The organism is Halobacillus sp. Marseille-P3879 (assembly GCF_900240285.1).
GTDB lineage: Bacteria > Bacillota > Bacilli > Bacillales > Halobacillaceae > Halobacillus_A.
Genome location: NZ_OESS01000004.1, coordinates 186670 through 204224, shown reverse-complemented (window position 1 = coordinate 204224; position 17555 = coordinate 186670). Strand labels below are relative to the sequence as shown.

General features: G+C 42.0%; 11 protein-coding genes, 10 tRNA genes, 2 rRNA genes and 1 pseudogene. 22 read left to right on the top strand and 2 right to left on the bottom strand.

What is annotated here, in order from left to right; all coding sequences use genetic code 11:
- From C1A12_RS20110 to rocF, 15 genes are all read left to right on the top strand, one after another.
- Nucleotides 1-124: ribosomal RNA gene (locus tag C1A12_RS20110) — 23S ribosomal RNA — on the top strand; the annotation flags it as partial.
- Nucleotides 125-201: 77 nt separating this feature from the next.
- A 5S ribosomal RNA gene (rrf, locus tag C1A12_RS20105) occupies nt 202-315 on the top strand.
- 26 nt (nt 316-341) lie between these two features.
- Nucleotides 342-416, top strand: a tRNA-Asn gene (locus C1A12_RS20100).
- A gap of 3 nt (nt 417-419) precedes the next feature.
- Nucleotides 420-491 (top strand) — tRNA-Thr (locus tag C1A12_RS20095).
- 649 nt (nt 492-1140) lie between these two features.
- Nucleotides 1141-5490, top strand: coding sequence for a S8 family serine peptidase (locus tag C1A12_RS20090; RefSeq protein ID WP_101846926.1), 4350 nt, complete (start codon nt 1141-1143; stop codon nt 5488-5490).
- A 172-nt stretch (nt 5491-5662) separates the two neighbouring features.
- Nucleotides 5663-5737, top strand: a tRNA-Glu gene (locus C1A12_RS20085).
- Nucleotides 5738-5782: 45 nt separating this feature from the next.
- A tRNA-Val gene (locus C1A12_RS20080) sits at nt 5783-5858 on the top strand.
- 4 nt (nt 5859-5862) lie between these two features.
- Nucleotides 5863-5938 (top strand) — tRNA-Thr (locus C1A12_RS20075).
- 15 nt (nt 5939-5953) lie between these two features.
- A tRNA-Tyr gene (locus C1A12_RS20070) sits at nt 5954-6039 on the top strand.
- A 58-nt stretch (nt 6040-6097) separates the two neighbouring features.
- Nucleotides 6098-6172: transfer RNA gene (locus tag C1A12_RS20065), tRNA-Gln, on the top strand.
- Nucleotides 6173-6319: 147 nt separating this feature from the next.
- Nucleotides 6320-6392 (top strand) — tRNA-Lys (locus tag C1A12_RS20060).
- 39 nt (nt 6393-6431) lie between these two features.
- Nucleotides 6432-6506 (top strand) — tRNA-Gly (locus tag C1A12_RS20055).
- Nucleotides 6507-6511: 5 nt separating this feature from the next.
- Nucleotides 6512-6587: transfer RNA gene (locus C1A12_RS20050), tRNA-Ala, on the top strand.
- Nucleotides 6588-6671: 84 nt separating this feature from the next.
- On the top strand, nt 6672-7190 hold the full coding sequence (locus C1A12_RS20045; protein WP_101846924.1) for an HAD-IIIA family hydrolase: 519 nt from the start codon (nt 6672-6674) through the stop codon (nt 7188-7190).
- An 89-nt stretch (nt 7191-7279) separates the two neighbouring features.
- Nucleotides 7280-8182, top strand: a complete 903-nt coding sequence (gene rocF / locus C1A12_RS20040) for an arginase (RefSeq protein WP_101846923.1) — start codon at nt 7280-7282, stop codon at nt 8180-8182.
- Nucleotides 8183-8197: 15 nt separating this feature from the next.
- Here rocF and C1A12_RS20035 read toward each other — a convergent pair whose 3' ends face one another.
- Entirely contained in the window at nt 8198-8389 is a 192-nt protein-coding gene (locus tag C1A12_RS20035) for an aspartyl-phosphate phosphatase Spo0E family protein (RefSeq protein WP_101846921.1), read from the bottom strand.
- 157 nt (nt 8390-8546) lie between these two features.
- Here C1A12_RS20035 and sigW point away from each other — a divergent pair, with 157 nt between their 5' ends.
- The 7 genes and pseudogenes from sigW to C1A12_RS20000 all read left to right on the top strand — a co-directional run bounded on the left by sigW (nt 8547) and on the right by C1A12_RS20000 (nt 16292).
- Nucleotides 8547-9110, top strand: a complete 564-nt coding sequence (gene sigW / locus C1A12_RS20030; RefSeq protein WP_101846919.1) for an RNA polymerase sigma factor SigW — start codon at nt 8547-8549, stop codon at nt 9108-9110.
- Nucleotides 9111-9125: 15 nt separating this feature from the next.
- The gene (locus C1A12_RS20025; protein WP_101846917.1) at nt 9126-9773 is read left to right on the top strand and encodes a zf-HC2 domain-containing protein; all 648 of its coding nucleotides are present in this window, start codon (nt 9126-9128) and stop codon (nt 9771-9773) included.
- A 139-nt stretch (nt 9774-9912) separates the two neighbouring features.
- Nucleotides 9913-10731, top strand: a complete 819-nt coding sequence (gene cdaA, locus C1A12_RS20020; protein WP_101846915.1) for a diadenylate cyclase CdaA — start codon at nt 9913-9915, stop codon at nt 10729-10731.
- Entirely contained in the window at nt 10724-11698 is a 975-nt protein-coding gene (locus C1A12_RS20015) for a YbbR-like domain-containing protein (RefSeq protein ID WP_101846913.1), read from the top strand. Before cdaA ends, C1A12_RS20015 begins: the two co-directional genes overlap by 8 nt.
- A 37-nt stretch (nt 11699-11735) precedes the next feature.
- Entirely contained in the window at nt 11736-13085 is a 1350-nt protein-coding gene (gene glmM, locus C1A12_RS20010; RefSeq protein ID WP_101846911.1) for a phosphoglucosamine mutase, read from the top strand.
- A 486-nt stretch (nt 13086-13571) separates the two neighbouring features.
- A complete protein-coding gene (glmS, locus tag C1A12_RS20005; RefSeq protein WP_101846909.1) occupies nt 13572-15371 on the top strand; it encodes a glutamine--fructose-6-phosphate transaminase (isomerizing) in 1800 nt (599 codons plus the stop codon).
- 312 nt (nt 15372-15683) lie between these two features.
- A pseudogene (locus tag C1A12_RS20000) lies at nt 15684-16292 on the top strand (transglutaminase family protein).
- 185 nt (nt 16293-16477) lie between these two features.
- Here the strand turns inward: C1A12_RS20000 and C1A12_RS19995 are convergent.
- A complete protein-coding gene (locus C1A12_RS19995) occupies nt 16478-17482 on the bottom strand; it encodes an NAD-dependent epimerase (RefSeq protein WP_101846907.1) in 1005 nt (334 codons plus the stop codon).
- Nucleotides 17483-17555: the final 73 nt, after the last annotated feature.

Sequence of the window (17555 nt, the reverse complement as noted above, 5' to 3'; positions counted from 1 at the left end):
GATGAGATTTCCCCTTACGCCAAGTAAGTAAGATTCCTCAGAGACGATGAGGTCAATAGGTCCGAGGTGGAAGCGTGGTGACACGTGCAGCTGACGGATACTAATCAATCGATGACTTAACTACAAGACTTTGTGAAAGGCGTTTCGTACCAAGGATGATTCATAAAGCTTATCCAGTTTTGAGGGTTCATCTCTATATGATGTGGTGGCGAAAGCGAAGAGGTCACACCTGTTCCCATGCCGAACACAGCAGTTAAGCTCTTCAGCGCCGATGGTAGTCGGGTTTACCCCCGTGAGAGTAGGACGCTGCCACGTCGTTTTATCAAGCTTCTCAATATTATTCCACAGTAGCTCAGTGGTAGAGCAATCGGCTGTTAACCGATCGGTCGTAGGTTCGAATCCTACCTGTGGAGCCACTTGCTTCCATAGCTCAGTGGTAGAGCACTTCCATGGTAAGGAAGGGGTCGCCGGTTCAAATCCGGCTGGAAGCTCTGTGAAGTTTAGTTTAATTATACTCAAACCAAGCTTTTGCATTTAGTGGAAGCTTTTTTATTTGTCTGCGCTTAGCACAAGGAGCCTGTAAGAAGGCCCTTGGGCTTTTTTGTATTGAGATTTTAAGCAAGTTTAACTTTTTAATTTTATGTCGAATAATATGGGTGTTTTCTCTTACTTTTTTTACAACAATAGACATAAAAATCACAAGAAGGCACTGAAGACACTAAAAGTCCTTAAGAGCCCAAATATGTTGTTGATTTTCACAAGTAGTCAACCTAAGCCATACTTTTTTTAAAAAAAATGAAAAGAATGGTGAATTAGACAAGAACTTTCCCAACTTTACTTTTTTCTTAACCTCTTTATAAACCTTACATATTACTACTAGCCTAGATATGAAGGAGAGATTAAATGGCTATAAATGTAAGTTAATGACTTATTTTAATTATTTAAGGTCTAAATGCTTAGGAAATATTCGACTATATAGTCTGTAAATCCTTATTACCGTTCGTGATCTAGCGGATTTTGTCACTATAATATAGGATAATTTTAACAGCTAAGAATCGTAAAACTAAAAAATCCAAAGAGAAGGAGGTCGGAACAGATAGTAACGTCTCCCCTAGATTTTATTGAAAGGAGCGTAAATGAATGAGAAGAAAGAAGAGGATAGTAAAGTCGGTTAGTATTTTGCTTATTACTGTTTTGATTTTATCTTTCTTTAATATGACAAGTGTAAGTTTCGCAAATGAATCGAATAATTTGTCAGTGAAAGATAGCAAGCAAACAGCTAGTAAAATTAACGAAGACCTTTCTGCATCATTCAAAGAAGAAGATCAAGTCACTTATTTGGTCAAAATGAAAGAACAGGCAGATACTAAAAAAGCAGCAGACGAAGCCGTTCAGAAATTAAAAGATAGTAAAGCTTCAGTATCTGCAAATGAATTAAAACGCGTACAAAATTCTGCCGTCGTTCATGAATTACGTGCAACATCTAAAGATGCACAGAACCAGTTAAATAACTATTTGAATAAGGCTGAGGAACAAGGGGATGTGACAGATTTTCAATCTTACTACATCGTGAACGCTTTCTCAGTTACCAGTAATAAGAAAGCAATGGAGGAAATATCTACATTCGCTGAAGTTGAGAAAATCCTTCCTAACCGGACAAGGAAAATTTATCAACCAGTAGAAGCTCCGAAAAATGAGGTGAAGGCCGATACGCTTGATGTTGCTTCGTGGGGCATAGACCGTATTGGTGCGGAACAGGTATGGGATGAAACCGGAATAGACGGCTCTGGGGTAGTCGTCGCAAATATTGATACAGGAGTTCAATGGGACCATCCAGGACTTATGGAAAAATACCGTGGTTTTAATGCGGAAAATCCAGATCAGGTAGACCATGAATTTAATTGGTACGATGCCACTGCTGATGAACCAGAGCCTTATGATGACCAGGGACATGGTACACATACAATGGGAACTGTGGCTGGGTCTGAAGATGATGACTCTAATCAAGTAGGTGTAGCTCCGGGCTCGAAATGGATTGCCGTTAAAGCATTTACCTCGGCTGGAGGAACAGATGTAGATTTACTCGAGGCTGCGGAGTGGTTATTAGCACCTAAAGATGAAGAGGGGAACCCACACCCTGAAAAAGCACCTGATGTCATTAACAACTCGTGGGGCGGTGGACCTGGACTTGATGAATGGTATCGAGAAATGGTTCAGAACTGGAGGAACGCAGGGATCGCTCCTGTCTTCTCTGCAGGAAATGATGGAGAGACAGGGGATGGAAGTATTGCAGCCCCTGCTAACTACCCAGAGTCTATTGCTGTTGGTGCAACTGATAATACTGATGATTTAGCTTATTTTTCTTCGGTAGGTCCATCACCGTACGATGGGGAAATTAAACCGGATATCTCTGCCCCGGGAGTGAACATCAACTCGACGGTGCCTGGCAGTGAATATGACGATACGTATAGTGGAACCTCAATGGCAGGCCCGCACGTAGCTGGTACTGTAGCATTATTGCTCGAAGCTGATCAATCATTAACGGTCGATCAAATTGAAGAGCTGTTATATGATACAGCAGACCCGGCTACGAGTGACGACTACCCGGATGATCCTAACGAAGGGTTTGGAAATGGAATCACAAACGCTTATACGGCTGTTTCTGCTGTTGTTTCCGGTATAGGAGAAATTATTGGAAATGTATATGAAGAAGGTGACGACACGGAAGCTCCGGTAATTGAACATGAGCCGCTGACAGAGTCATATAAAGGTCTTGAACTGCCTATTGTGGCTGATATCTCAGACAATGTCAGTGTTGATCATGTTGAAGTACAATATCGTGTTGATAATGAAGAATGGCAGACGGCCGATGCAGAATTAATTGAAGGCAATTTTGAAAACGGTACGTACCAAGCTTCGATACCAGGTGACAACCTAAATGGGGAATCACTTGAATATAAGCTGATGGCTGCTGATTTTGGAGAAAATGAAGCAGAATCAGATGTTTACACCATAGAGTTACAAGATGGCATCACAGTAGGGTATTCGGAGAATTTTGAGAACACACCTGCTGGCTGGGTGTCGTTTGGCGAAAGCAACTCATGGGAGTGGGGCGAACCGGATTCGGGACCTGATGGAGCAGCTTCAGGTGAAAAAGTTTACGCTACCAACCTTGAAGGTACTTATGAATCGAATGCTGATATGACATTAAGACTCCCGCCGGTAGAGGTACCTGTTGGAGATACGTATCTACAATTTAAATCATGGTATGAGTTAGAAAGGAATTATGACTACGGCCATGTTGTAGTCTCAACAGACAATGAAAACTGGGAACAACTCGCTGAATTTAATGATGAATCTGAAGACTGGACGGAGTCTCAGGTTGACTTATCTGAATATGAGGGTCAGACCGTCTACGTTGGATTTCATGTGGGGACTGACGGGAGCGTCGTGAAGGATGGCTGGTATATAGATGATGTCGCTTTAACAGATCAATCATCAGATACTGCGGCAAAACTTCACAAGTCTGATACGAAGAAAACTTCAAAAGTGGAGGAAAAGGGCGCTTCTAAAGACGCTAAGTCAGATAAAAAGAAAAAAAGAGTGAAGTCTAAGAGTCTTTTCCCAGGTCCTTTTGAGAATGTAGAAGGACCGTTAATACAGTCAGGTGAAGTAGACACCTCGCCAATTAGTCCAAAAGTGCTGCCGCTTGAAGCGACGGTGAGTGTGCTGGAAACTGATAAGTCTGTAACAACGGATCCATCTGACGGGAGTTATCGGATTTTAACAGCTGCAGGAGAATATACCTTAGAAGCTTCAGCTTATGGTTATAACTCTAGTACAGAGGAAGTTGAGGTAACTGAAGACGGGCAGGTAAATACTAATTTTACACTTGACCCAATGCCTTCCGGGGAAGTAACAGGTACAGTTACAAATGAAAGAACGGGCGATCCTATTGAAGGAGCCACGGTGTATGTGGTGGAAGATGCGGCTGTCACACCAGTAGAAACTGATGAAAATGGAGTTTACTCCTTGACGGCCTATGAGGGTGACTACACACTTGAAATTCGAGCGCCGGGTTATAAAGGTGCAGAAGCTTCAGTAACAGTAGAAGGAAATGAAACAGTGACTGAAGATGTTCAGTTAGAACCGTTTATTGGCTTCCCGGGAGAAATTGGATATGATGATGGAACTGCTGAAAACGCCCGTGCTTTCTACGACGCGGGGAACTCCTGGGCCGTGAGGATGTCCTTAGAAGAGGGCCAATCTTCAGCGCTGGTTACTGGAGGTCTGTTTAGATTTTGGGAAGAAGACTTTCCTGTACCGGGCGGGACTGAATTTGAAGTAGCTGTTTATGACTCTAATGGAGAGGATGGAGCGCCTGGTGACCGACTGGCTGGACCGGTAGAGGCAGATGCTCTCCGTAATGGGGAATGGACAGAGGTTGATGTGTCAGAAGAAGGAATTGTAGTCGACGACGATTTTTATATGGTTTATATCCAAACTCATCCTAATCCAGATACCCCTGCGCTGGCAACTGATGAAAACGGGGAAAATGCAGGGCGCAGCTGGCAGCAGGTAGGCGGAACATGGAGTCCTTCTCCTAGTGAGGAAGGAAACTATATGATTCGTGCCACGGTCGATTATGAAGCTGAAGCTCCTGTTATTGAATCGCCAGCCGACAGAGCCTTTACTAATGATGAAAGCATTACAGTCGAAGGAAACGGCTCACCATCGTCTACTATTGAAATTTTCAATGGAGAAGAGGAAGTAGCTGCTGTTGAGACCAATGAAGAAGGGGATTTCGCTGCAGACCTTGAACTGAATGAGGGAGAAAATGAACTTACTGCAGTCACCGTAACAGATAATGGGAATACAGAGCCGTCTGATCCTGTTGTTGTAACGCTGGATCAAACTGCGCCAGAACTTTCTATTACATCTCCAGAGAATGGAGACAAAATCAATAGTGAGGTTACTACTGTGGAAGGTACGGTAAATGAAGACAACCTTGATCACGTTATCGTTAATGGTGAAGAAGCAAGTGTCGACGAAGACGGATCCTTCACAAAACGATTGATTATTGATGAAGGGGAAAATGTCATCGAAATAGAGGCATTAGACCAAGCAGGCAACAGTGCGACAGAAGAAGTTACTATAGAAGCCGATTATACTGTTCCTGAGCTCACAAACATTATGCCGGATGAGAATTTATCTCTGCAATCTGGTGAAAGTGTGAAGATAGAATTTGATTCAGAAGCTGGGTTGGAAGCTACGTTCTATATTAAGATGCCATTGACCAACTTCTCAATACAATCAGACCAGGCTATAGAGCTTCCTATGAGGGAAACAGAAGACGGTCACTATGAAGGGTATTGGACAGCAACCTCGAATTTAGAGGCAGAAGGTGCCGAAGTCATAGTGAAGGCAGAAGACCAATTTGGAAACTTATCAGAAGAAGTTGCCGAAGGTAAACTTGATATAAACCAATAATCATCAAAAAAGGCTGCTGGGATTCCATTCCGGCAGCCTTTTCTACTCTTGAATTTTTTGAATATATAGACTTTGAAATTTCCTCTTTACAATTTGCTGCTCGATTGTATATAATAATAATCGTCAGTTTGAACGGGTTACACCAAGAAAACGACAGAAAAATATGATGATTGGCCCGTTGGTCAAGTGGTTAAGACACCGCCCTTTCACGGCGGTAACACGGGTTCGAATCCCGTACGGGTCACCACTATAATATAATAAATAATAACACAAATTTTTCACTTATGACCATGGAGGATTAGCTCAGCTGGGAGAGCACTTGCCTTACAAGCAAGGGGTCGCAGGTTCGAGCCCTGCATCCTCCACCATGTCGCCGGCCTAGCTCAACTGGTAGAGCAACTGACTTGTAATCAGTAGGTTGGGGGTTCAAGTCCTCTGGCCGGCACCATTCCATTTAACAAGTGGAGGGATAGCGAAGTTGGCCAAACGCGGCGGACTGTAAATCCGCTCCCATCGGGTTCGTAGGTTCGAGTCCTACTCCCTCCACCATTTTTTTAATAAAGTTGGAATAATTCATAAGAAACAGCAAATAATACTTAATGAGCGTTGGGCTATAGCCAAGCGGTAAGGCAACGGTTTTTGGTACCGTCATGCGCTGGTTCGAATCCAGCTAGCCCAGCCATTTTAATACTTGCTTAAAAATTATAGCTTTTCTTTTTAAGTTAAAGAATGGCTATTTTATTTTAGTGTGTTCAGAAACAAATATAGTGAAGGATTCACAGAAACGACGAGCATCATAACCAAATTTACGAGAATCACTTATTATTAAGAGCCATTAGCTCAGTTGGTAGAGCATCTGACTTTTAATCAGAGGGTCGGAGGTTCGAGCCCTCCATGGCTCACTTTTATTCTTAACACAAAGGTAATCGAAATACTCTCGGGCGGGAGTAGTTCAGTGGTAGAACACCACCTTGCCAAGGTGGGGGTCGCGGGTTCGAATCCCGTCTCCCGCTCCATATTCGGGGCCTTAGCTCAGCTGGGAGAGCGCCTGCTTTGCACGCAGGAGGTCAGCGGTTCGATCCCGCTAGGCTCCACCATAAATTAAAAATTAAATACATATTGATTATACGAGGGCTGACATCTAGAGTAGATGTCAGTTTTTTTATTAGGGGGAAGTATTATTGAGAGCTGTATTTATTGATCGTGATGGGACCCTTGGCGGTTCTGATAAGATTGAATACCCAGGGCAGTTCCAGGTATTTGAAGGAGTATTGGAAAGCTTAAAAAGCCTTAAAAAAAGGGGATATCTTTTGTTTTCGTTTACGAATCAACCAGGAATTGCAAAAGGTTATTCTTCTCTGGAGGAGTTTAGGGAAGAGTTACTCGGATTTGGCTTAGATGCTGTTTACTTGTGTTCTCATACTCCCGAAGAAGGCTGCTCATGTAGAAAGCCGGCATCAGGAATGATAGAGAAAGCGTGCAGTGATTATAAAATAAAACCTCAGGACTGTTTTGTTATTGGAGATCGAATAAAAGATATAGAAGCCGGACGCCTTGCAGGTTGTCGACAAGTACTAGTTCGAACGGGAGGCGGCAAAGCTGCTGAATCGGAATTGGAAAAGCCGTTCGGGTATAGCACTCCTGATTACATAGCTGAAGATTTAAATAAGGCGGTTCGATGGCTTTTAACACTGTCATAACGTATATATATGCAAAATTATGTCGAGTTGAGTCATTGGGTTGAAAGCGTATACAATTGGAATAGTTGATAAAAGAGGAGGAACGAGTTATGGATCAGAAAATTTCTATTATTGGAGTTCCAATGGACTTAGGACAGAATCGAAGAGGGGTTGATATGGGACCTAGTGCCATTCGATATGCTGGAATCCTTGATCGATTAGAACAATTAAAGTTAAATATTGAAGACTTAGGAGATATTGAAATTGCAGGGCCCGCTTCTAACGAACAGGAAAAAATAGATAACCTTCGTAACTTAAAAGAGGTGGCTGAAGGAAGCACCCGATTGGCGCAAAGAGTTGATGAAGTTGTACAAGGTGGAGATTTCCCATTAGTACTGGGCGGGGATCATAGCATTGCGATGGGGACACTTGCCGGTGTTTCTAAGCATTATGAAAACCTTGGAGTCATCTGGTACGATGCCCATGGGGATTTAAACACGGAAGAAAGTTCTCCTTCGGGAAATATTCACGGTATGCCTCTAGCTGTCAGTCTAGGAATTGGTCATGATAAATTAACCAATATATTGAACTATTCCCCGAAAATTAAACCAGAGAATGTTGTCATTATAGGTGCCCGCTCGCTGGATGAAGGGGAAAGAATTTTAATTAAAGAAAAAGGCATTCAAGTATTTACAATGCATGAAGTAGATAAAATGGGAATGCCTGCAGTAATGGAAGAAACAATAAAGTATTTAAAAGACCGTACGGATGGTGTACACTTAAGTTTAGACTTAGATGGTCTGGATCCTAATGAGGCACCTGGAGTAGGCACACCGGTTATGGGTGGATTAAGTTACCGGGAGAGCCATTTAGCCATGGAAATGCTGGCTGAATCGAAAATGATTACCTCAGCAGAATTTGTCGAGGTCAATCCTATTCTTGATGAGAAAAACAAAACAGCTAGTATGGCTGTGGGTTTGATGGGTTCATTGTTAGGAGAAAGTTTACTTTAGCAGAGATAAACTGTATCAGCAGCTAACCTTACGATAGGGAGGTTGCTGATCCTTTTGTTTTATCGACTCGTATTTATTTAATAAGTAATCCAATTGCGAACTTACATATACTACGTGTTTAGAAGTTAAGGAATACCGTTTAGCTAAACGGTTCATTTCATTACGGCACTCTTCAATTTCCTGTAATAGCTTCAATTCAGCATTCACGCTCAACACCCCTCTGAGAGATAAAGCTTTAGTCCTTAATTTATATCCACTTTAAGTACCCTTCAAACATATTTTAGAAAAACAATAGATTTTTGAAACCTTTCCCTATGTGTATACGTAAAGGTTATAACCGCACGAAAAGCGGAGGTAGAGAGAAATGGAAACAATGATAAAGAAAAAGATTAAAGAGGTCAAAAAAGGAGATCAGTCGGCATTTGAAGATATCGTATCCTTCTACCAGAACAAAGTATATCATATTTGCTTTCGTATGATAGGAAATGCATATGAAGCCGAGGATCTTGCTCAAGAAGCATTTATCCGTGCTTATACGAATATTTCAAGCTTTGATGAGCGCCGTAAGTTTTCTACTTGGCTCTATCGAATAGCTACAAACTTAACGATTGATCGAATTAGAAAGAAGAAGCCGGATTACTATCTTGATGCTGAAGTCAAAGGGACTGATGGATTAGATATGTACTCCCAGTTAGCTATGGATCAAGCGTTGCCGGAGGAAGAGGTGGAAAGTCTTGAACTGCAAAGCTATATTCACCGCGAGATTCTGGCCTTGCCTCCTAAGTACAGAAGTGTAATCGTTCTTCGGTATTTAGATGAATTGGCACTTCAGGAGATTGCCGAAGTACTTGACGTGCCGATAGGAACCGTGAAAACACGAATTCACCGGGGCAGGGAAGCCTTACGTAAAAGGCTTCGACATGTGTAAAGGAGTTGAGAGGGAATGAACTGTAATAAAGAAGCTGTAGTGCTTATGCATAAGTATCTAGATGGTGAATTACAAAAAGAAGAAGAAAGACGACTGCGTGACCATCTTCAAGCTTGCCCATCCTGCCAGAAACATTTTCACGAATTGAAACGATCGATTGCTTTAATAAAAGACACAGGGACGATATCTGCTCCTTCTAATTTTACAGCTAGTGTTATGTCCAGTCTGCCTCAGGAAAAAAAGCGCCGTAATTTTATAAGAAAATTGCAGCGTCACCCCATTATCACAGCTGCTGCGATCTTTTTCGTTCTAATGTTCAGCGGCATCTTTTCTGCTTGGAACCAGGATCATCAGGTATCTGTGTCTAAGAAGGAGAATTTAATCATTCAGGATAATACGGTGATTGTTCCTGAAGATATTACGGTGGATGGAGATTTAGTTGTACGCAACGGGAATCTGAAAGTAGAGGGTAAGATTGATGGGGATATTACACTGATAAATGGCGATTTTGTAACGGATGGCCCGGAGAATGAATTAGCCAATGGAGAAAATTACCAGGCTTATGCAAGCGGTGAAGTAAAGGAAGTTAACCAGGTGTTTGAGTGGATGTGGTATCACACGAAGGAATTTGTATCGAACATCTTCTCTTTTGCTTCCGAATGATTATAAACCACTGTTTGTTACAGTGGTTTAATTTTTTGTATCCTTGTTTTAATAACGGAAAAAATAATAAGTGTGTTATAATAATACAGGCTATGGAAACTTTTAACGTAGCTGAATTTCTTCAGAAGGAAGTGTGAACATGCTTGATGGGGGACTGGATGTTTTAGATGTATTATTAATTGCAATTGATATCGCCCTTGTCTGGTTTGTTGTATATAAATTAATCATGCTGATTCAGGGGACGAAGGCCGTTCAATTGTTAAAAGGGATCTTCGTTATATTAGGTATTTGGTTATTAAGCAATTTATTTGGACTGAGTACCCTCAGGTGGTTAATGTCACAAGCCATCACTTGGGGCTTTCTTGCTATTATTATATTGTTCCAGCCTGAACTAAGACGGGCTCTTGAGCAATTGGGACGCGGAAGCTTCTTCAGCCGGACCTCCGGAGAAGAAGAAGATACAGAGAAATCAATTCAAGCGATTATTAAGTCATGTAACTATATGGCGAAACGTAGAATTGGTGCTTTGATCACTATTGAAAGAGAAACTGGTATGGGTGACTATGTCGAAACAGGTATACCTATTGGCGGTCATTTAACCAGCGAGTTATTGACGAACATATTTATACCGAATACACCATTACACGATGGGGCCGTTATACTTAAAGATGATAAAATTATCGCTGCTGGATGTTATCTGCCTTTATCCGAGAGTCCTTTTATCTCCAAGGAACTGGGTACAAGGCATAGAGCAGCCATGGGCATAAGCGAGGTTACTGATGCAGTAACGATCGTTGTGTCAGAAGAAACGGGCGGTATTTCCTGTACAAAAAATGGAGAGCTGCACAGACAGCTTGATCAGGAAAAACTAGAAGAAATACTAAGAAGCGAGCTTGATTCACACTATAAAACCCCTGCCGCAAAATCATGGAATTGGAGGGGGAAAAAGAATGGATAACTTATTTAGAAATAAATGGTTTATTCGAATTATCTCCTTGCTTCTAGCAGTTCTTTTGTGGGTGTCCATTAATGTGGACGATAATATGGATAGTGATTCCCAATGGTTTAATGATACTTCCTCAGTAACGGAGGTTATGAATGATATTCCATTAGAAGTTCAATTTGATAGTGAAGAGTATGTGGTGAGCGGACTTCCGCAGAACGTAACCGTTTCCGTGGAAGGGCCGAACAGCGCGGTGGCTCCGGTGGTGAGACAGCAAAACTTTACCGCTTTTGTTGATTTGAATGACCTGGGGCCTGGTACACACGAAGTTAATGTCCAGCATTCCGGGATATCTAATCAGCTCTCAGTCGATATAGAGCCTCAAGTGGTTGAAGTTACGATTGAGGAGAAGGAAAGTCAGGACTTCCCAGTGAACATTGACTATATTAACGAGAGTGAAATCGAAAATGACTTTACAATAGGGGACGCTGCTATAGAACCGGAAGAAGTCACAATTACGGGTTCTTCGGAAGCCATAGATCGAGTAGCTTCAGTAAAAGCTATCATTGATGTCGGAGAGGCTGAAGGTACGCTGGAAGATATTGAAGCTCCTGTGAAAGTATACGACTCTCAAGGTAACGAATTAAATGTGTTGTTAGATCCTACTACGGTAGACGTTACCGTGCCAATTACGAAGTCAGAGAAAGATGTATCTGTTTCGTTTGAACCAGAAGGGGACACACCTGAAGGAGTAGAGGTGGATTCAATTACTTCTGAAACAGACAGTGTAACGATTACTGGTCCGAATGATGTGCTAGCAGAAATCGATAACTTTGATGATATTCCTGTAGATGTATCAGACATTTCAGAGAGTGGCACAGTTGAAGTAGATATTCCCCTTCCCGACGATGTTTCCGCTGTGGAACCCGAAACGGTTGAAGTGGAAGTAGAAGTAGAAGAAGTGACTGATGAACAACAATAATAAGAACGAGACATAATGAAAGAGAGGTCATCTTACAATGGGTAAATATTTCGGAACGGACGGGGTCCGTGGGGTAGCGAATAAAGAATTAACACCTGAACTGGCTTTTAAATTAGGACGTTACGGCGGGTATGTCCTTACCAAAGAGGTGGAGCGTCCAAAGATTTTAATCGGCCGTGACACACGAATCTCTGGGGAAATGTTTGAAGGCGCTCTTGCTGCTGGTCTTCTCTCCATCGGAGCAGAAGTGATGAGGCTGGGAGTGATCTCTACTCCAGGCGTTGCCTTTTTGACCAAAGCTCTTCAAGCTGAAGCGGGAATTATGATCTCCGCCTCTCATAACCCAGTAGAAGATAACGGCATAAAGTTCTTTGGTCCTGATGGATTTAAATTAACGGATACGCAGGAAGAAGAAATTGAAGCGTTAATCGATGCAGAAGAGGACACACTGCCCCGTCCTTCAGGAGCTGATCTTGGCCAGATCAATGATTATTTTGAAGGCGGCCAGAAGTATCTGCAGCACTTGAAACAAACGGTAGACTATGATTTTGACGGCTTGCACATAGCTCTTGATTGTGCAAATGGATCGACATCTTCCCTGGCTTCTCATTTGTTTGCAGACCTGGAAGCGGATATTTCTTCAATTGGATCCTCTCCAGATGGGTTGAACATCAACAAACAAGTTGGGTCTACTCATCCGGAAGCTCTTCAACAGCTCGTTAAAGATAAAAATGCTGATATCGGACTTGCTTTTGATGGAGACGGTGATCGGTTAATTGCGGTTGATGAAAAAGGAAGCATCGTTGATGGCGATCGTATTATGTATATTTGTGCGAAATTCATGAATGAAAAAGGCATGCTAAATCATTCTACAGTCGTTTCAACGGTGATGAGTAACTTAGGTTTTTACAAAGCGATTGAGGCACTGGGAATGAAAAGTGATAAGACAGCGGTTGGTGACCGTTATGTCATGGAAGAAATGCGCCGTGGCGGCTACAACCTTGGCGGAGAGCAGTCGGGGCATATCATTTTCCTCGACCATAATACTACAGGAGATGGTTTGCTGACAGCTCTCCAGCTCGTTAATGTATTGAAGGAAACAGGTAAACCATTATCAGTGCTTGCCAATGAGATGGAGAAATTCCCTCAAGTACTTAAGAACGTAAGGGTAATTGATAAACAAGCCGTTCAAACTCACCCTCGCATTCAAGAAGCGATTCAAGCAGTAGAGGAAGAAATGGGAGATAAGGGACGTGTGTTAGTACGCCCGTCCGGGACTGAACCGCTCGTTCGAATTATGGTAGAAGCACCGACAGAGGAACAATGTGAAACTTACGTTGATAAAGTCGTCGAGGTAGTGAATGAAGAATTAGGCATGAAAGAATAGCTGATCTATGCGCAGGCCGAGAACCAGACTCTCTCCTGCGCATATTTTATAACGTGGGGCCTTTACGAATTTTATTGACCGGCTGGCTTGTCTTCGGGTAAAATGAGGCATAGCCTTGAAAAAATTGAAGAAAGAAGTTTTACCATTAATTCTTTCGGATAAATGAGTAAGGGCCTTTATTCAAAGAGAGTAAAGGAGGAAAGAGGAAGTTCGTTTGATAAAGCGCCAGGGCTGTGCAGAACGGAAAAAATGCACAGTTGACGAGGTGGAGGTTCATCGAGTGTTCGGCGGATGCCTCCCGGTTGCTGCACTTCAACCGTACGTTTGTATGCTAAACCAAAGAGGCGACTTTTTGACCAAATCATACATTCAAAGTGCCTGATCAATATTATGTTTACGGGAGAGGGGCAAATAACGGCCCCTGCTAGTTTTTTATAGTATGATCGTTGTTTGCTCCTTTTCTTTACTTTAGGAGGAATAACAACTATGTGTGGAATTGTAGGATATATCGGACAGGAAGATACGAAAGAAATTTTGTTAAACGGGTTGGAGAAGCTTGAATACAGAGGGTATGACTCAGCAGGGATTGCCACTTTAAATGGCGGAGTGAAAGTGTCCAAGGTTAAGGGACGAATCGCTGCACTTAGAGAAGCAGTGGATCAGAGCACTTACTCCTCTCTAGGTATTGGACACACTCGCTGGGCGACACACGGAGCCCCAAGTGAAGAAAATGCTCACCCTCACCAAAGCACATCTAAGCGTTTTACAATCGTGCATAATGGTGTCATCGAGAACTATTTAGATGTAAAGAATGAATACCTTGCTGACGTAGAAATGAAGAGTGAAACAGATACAGAAATCATCGTTCAGCTGATTGAAGTATTGAATAGCGAGTTGAACGATGTGGCAGCAGCGTTTCGTAAAGCCGTAAACCTGCTGACAGGATCGTATGCGATTGCGCTCATCGATGCAGAAGATGAAGACACAATTTATGTTGCAAAAAACAAAAGCCCATTACTCGTTGGACTTGGGGAAGGTTTCAATGCTGTAGCAAGTGATTCCATGGCGGCTCTTCATGTAACCGACCAATTCCTCGAATTAATGGATAAAGAAACTGTGCTGCTGCGCCGTGATGACGTCATCATTCAGTCTCCGGATGGAGAAAGAGTAACTCGTGAACCTTTTACAGCAGAACTCGATGCAACAGATATTGAAAAAGGAACGTACCCTCACTTCATGCTTAAAGAAATTGATGAACAGCCCTTTGTCATTCGTAAAATCATCCAGGAATACCAGGATGATAACGACCAGATAAAACTGGAGCCTGAAATTCGTGATGCTATGAAGAACTGTGATCGAATTTATATTATTGCAGCAGGCACAAGCTATCACGCTGGTCTTCTAGGCAAGCAGTTCATTGAGAAGTTAGCTAATATTCCTGTTGAGGTTCACGTAGCCAGTGAATTCTCTTACAATATGCCTTTGCTTTCTGAGAAGCCTTTATTCGTCTATATCTCTCAAAGCGGCGAGACAGCAGACAGTCGTTCTGTTCTTGTCCAGACCAAAGAACTCGGGCATCCGGCACTTACACTGACAAATGTGCCTGGATCCACCCTTTCCCGTGAAGCCGATTACACGATGCACTTGCACGCAGGCCCGGAAATTGCTGTAGCTTCAACTAAAGCCTACACAGCCCAAATGGCAGTACTTGCCATTCTGGCCGTTGATACAGCCCGTGCCAAGGGTATTGAACTTGACTTTGACCCAATGCAGGAGCTTGGTATTGTTGCTAATGCAATGGAGGCATTAACCGACCAGAAAGAAGCATTAGAGCAACTAGCCAGTGACTATTTACCAACCACCCGTAACTGCTTCTTCATCGGCCGCGGCATTGATTACTATGTAGGATTGGAAGGTTCTTTGAAATTAAAAGAAATTTCCTATATCCAGGCAGAAGGATTCGCCGGGGGAGAGCTTAAACACGGAACAATTGCTCTAATTGAAGAAGGAACTCCTGTTATTGCCCTTGCTACTCAGGAAAATGTGAATTATTCCATCCGGGGTAACGTACAGGAGGTTGAAGCACGTGGAGCGAACAGCATGATTATCAGCATGAAAGGTCTAAATAAAGACGGGGATGCTTTCGTGATTCCGCACGTCCATGAATTGCTGACGCCGCTTGTATCCGTAATTCCTTTGCAGCTGGTATCTTATTATGCAGCTCTTCACCGTGATTGTGATGTTGATAAGCCAAGAAATTTAGCCAAAAGTGTGACGGTGGAATAAATAGTAAATGAGAGCTTGCTTGCTGTTCAGTTATAAAAAAGCTGGCAACTAAATATCTCTGCTTCAAATATGTAATATCATTAAAGACGTCAGAAGGACATATCCTTTTGGCGTCTTTTCGATTAGTAAAGGATTTCCATCATAATTATATAAATAAGGAATTGTTGATCAAGTTGTTCAACTAACGGGCAAAACAGTAGAAACTTGATTTCTAGGGAAAAACCCCACTTTCTTCCAAATGAGACAGGTTAATTGCTTTATTCATTTAATATTATTGTATAATAGGGAGAAAATTGAGGGGGAATAAGGGAAATGGAATTGGTTTGTGAATCTGATCAATTAGAAGATTATTTGCTCGAATTAAATGAAGTCAATTATTCTAACTCCATAATTAAAGGAAAAATTGAAGAACTTTTCAACCCAACTCAAACAGAATTAGAAAAAGCAAAAGCAGCTTTTGAATACGTACGCGATGAAATTGCTCATTCCTGGGATATTCAAGGCCAACTTGTGACATGTAAGGCTTCTGATGTATTAAAATATAAAGAAGGAATTTGCTATGCAAAATCGCATTTATTAGCCTCCTTATTACGTTCTCAAGGAATTCCCACAGGTTTTTGTTATCAGCGATTGAAGTTGTTTGATAAGCCTGAAAAGGGATATTGCATTCACGCTTTAAATGCTGTTTATTTTAAATCACTCGATAAATGGGTAAGGTTAGACGCTCGTGGAAATAAAGACGGGATTAATGCCCAATTCTCGATTAATCAAGAACAATTAGCGTTTATACCAGAAGAAAAATTTGACGAAAAAGACTATCCTGTTATTTAAGCTAAGCCCCATTCAAAAACTCTAGATGTATTAGAAGAACATACAGATGCAATTGAGATGTATCAATCTTTTTTACCTCAGTATTTGTAGAAACCAACTGAGTACATGGTATTTATATAATAAATCGTATTTGTTTTTTCAGTTAACATGTACATAAAAAGAGGATATAGAAATGCGATACCAGGATGCTGATCTTGTTGCAGAAATGACAGCAGCGGATTTAATAAGACTGCTGAAACAGGAATAGAGAGGTCCGTTGATGGATCTCTCTATTTTTAAACGCCATAATAGTTCCTATACCAGTCAATGAAGCGAGAAACGCCCTCCTGGACAGAAGTTTTAGGCTGATATCCTGTGTCGCTTATGAGATCATCGACATCGGCATACGTAGCAACTACATCACCGCTTTGTAAAGGTAAAAATTCTTTTTGTGCCTTTACACCTAGCTTCTTTTCAATTGCCGTAATAAAGTCCATCAGCTTTACCGGTCTGCTGTTACCTATATTGTATATCCTGTAAGGGGCTGAGCTTCGACTGGGGTCAGGTTTGTCGCTTTTCCAGTCAGGATTTGGGGAAGGTTTTGTTTGTAACAAGCGGACGATTCCTTCCACAATGTCATCAATATAGGTAAAGTCTCTCATCATGTTCCCTTGATTAAAGACTTTAATCGGTTTTCCTTCAAGAATGGCTTTTGTAAAAGTAAATAAAGCCATATCAGGGCGCCCCCAGGGACCGTAAACAGTAAAAAAGCGCAGACCCGTAGTAGGTAATGTGTACAAATGGCTGTACGTGTGTGCCATTAGTTCATTTGCTTTTTTCGTGGCTGCATATAAGCTGACCGGATGATCGACATTGTCCTGAACAGAAAAAGGCATCTTCGTATTTGCACCATAAACAGAGCTTGATGAAGCGTAAATAAGCTGTTCTACCGGATAATGACGGCAGGCTTCTAGTATGTTTAAGAAGCCGACGATATTAGAATCTACATATGCTTTAGGGTTTTCAAGACTGTAACGGACTCCGGCTTGAGCTGCAAGGTCGATAACTAAAGAAGGCTGGTGCTTCTTAAATAAGGCATCTAATCGATCCTGATCAACTCGATCCACTTGTTCAAATGTGAAGTTAGCGTGCTTAATCCAATTCAAACGATCTTCTTTTAATTGAACGTCATAGTAGGCGTTTAAGTTATCGATCCCCAGAACGGTGTACCCTTCAAAGAGCAGGCGTTTAGCAAGGTGAGCACCAATGAAGCCTGCTGCACCTGTTAGTAAAATCATTATATCACCTCATAAGGGTTTGGGAGCTTCCTTCGTACTATATGTATATCCCCGGCCGTAAGTTCATGCAAAAAAG

Excerpts from the sequence above, each read along its gene's own strand:
- cdaA (WP_101846915.1), top strand. The coding sequence starts at position 9,913 with ATGCTTGATGGGGGACTGGATGTTTTAGATGTATTATTAATTGCAATT.
- C1A12_RS20090 (WP_101846926.1), top strand. The coding sequence starts at position 1,141 with ATGAGAAGAAAGAAGAGGATAGTAAAGTCGGTTAGTATTTTGCTTATT.
- sigW (WP_101846919.1), top strand. The coding sequence starts at position 8,547 with ATGGAAACAATGATAAAGAAAAAGATTAAAGAGGTCAAAAAAGGAGAT.
- rocF (WP_101846923.1), top strand. The coding sequence starts at position 7,280 with ATGGATCAGAAAATTTCTATTATTGGAGTTCCAATGGACTTAGGACAG.
- C1A12_RS20025 (WP_101846917.1), top strand. The coding sequence starts at position 9,126 with ATGAACTGTAATAAAGAAGCTGTAGTGCTTATGCATAAGTATCTAGAT.
- glmS (WP_101846909.1), top strand. The coding sequence starts at position 13,572 with ATGTGTGGAATTGTAGGATATATCGGACAGGAAGATACGAAAGAAATT.
- C1A12_RS20015 (WP_101846913.1), top strand. The coding sequence starts at position 10,724 with ATGGATAACTTATTTAGAAATAAATGGTTTATTCGAATTATCTCCTTG.
- glmM (WP_101846911.1), top strand. The coding sequence starts at position 11,736 with ATGGGTAAATATTTCGGAACGGACGGGGTCCGTGGGGTAGCGAATAAA.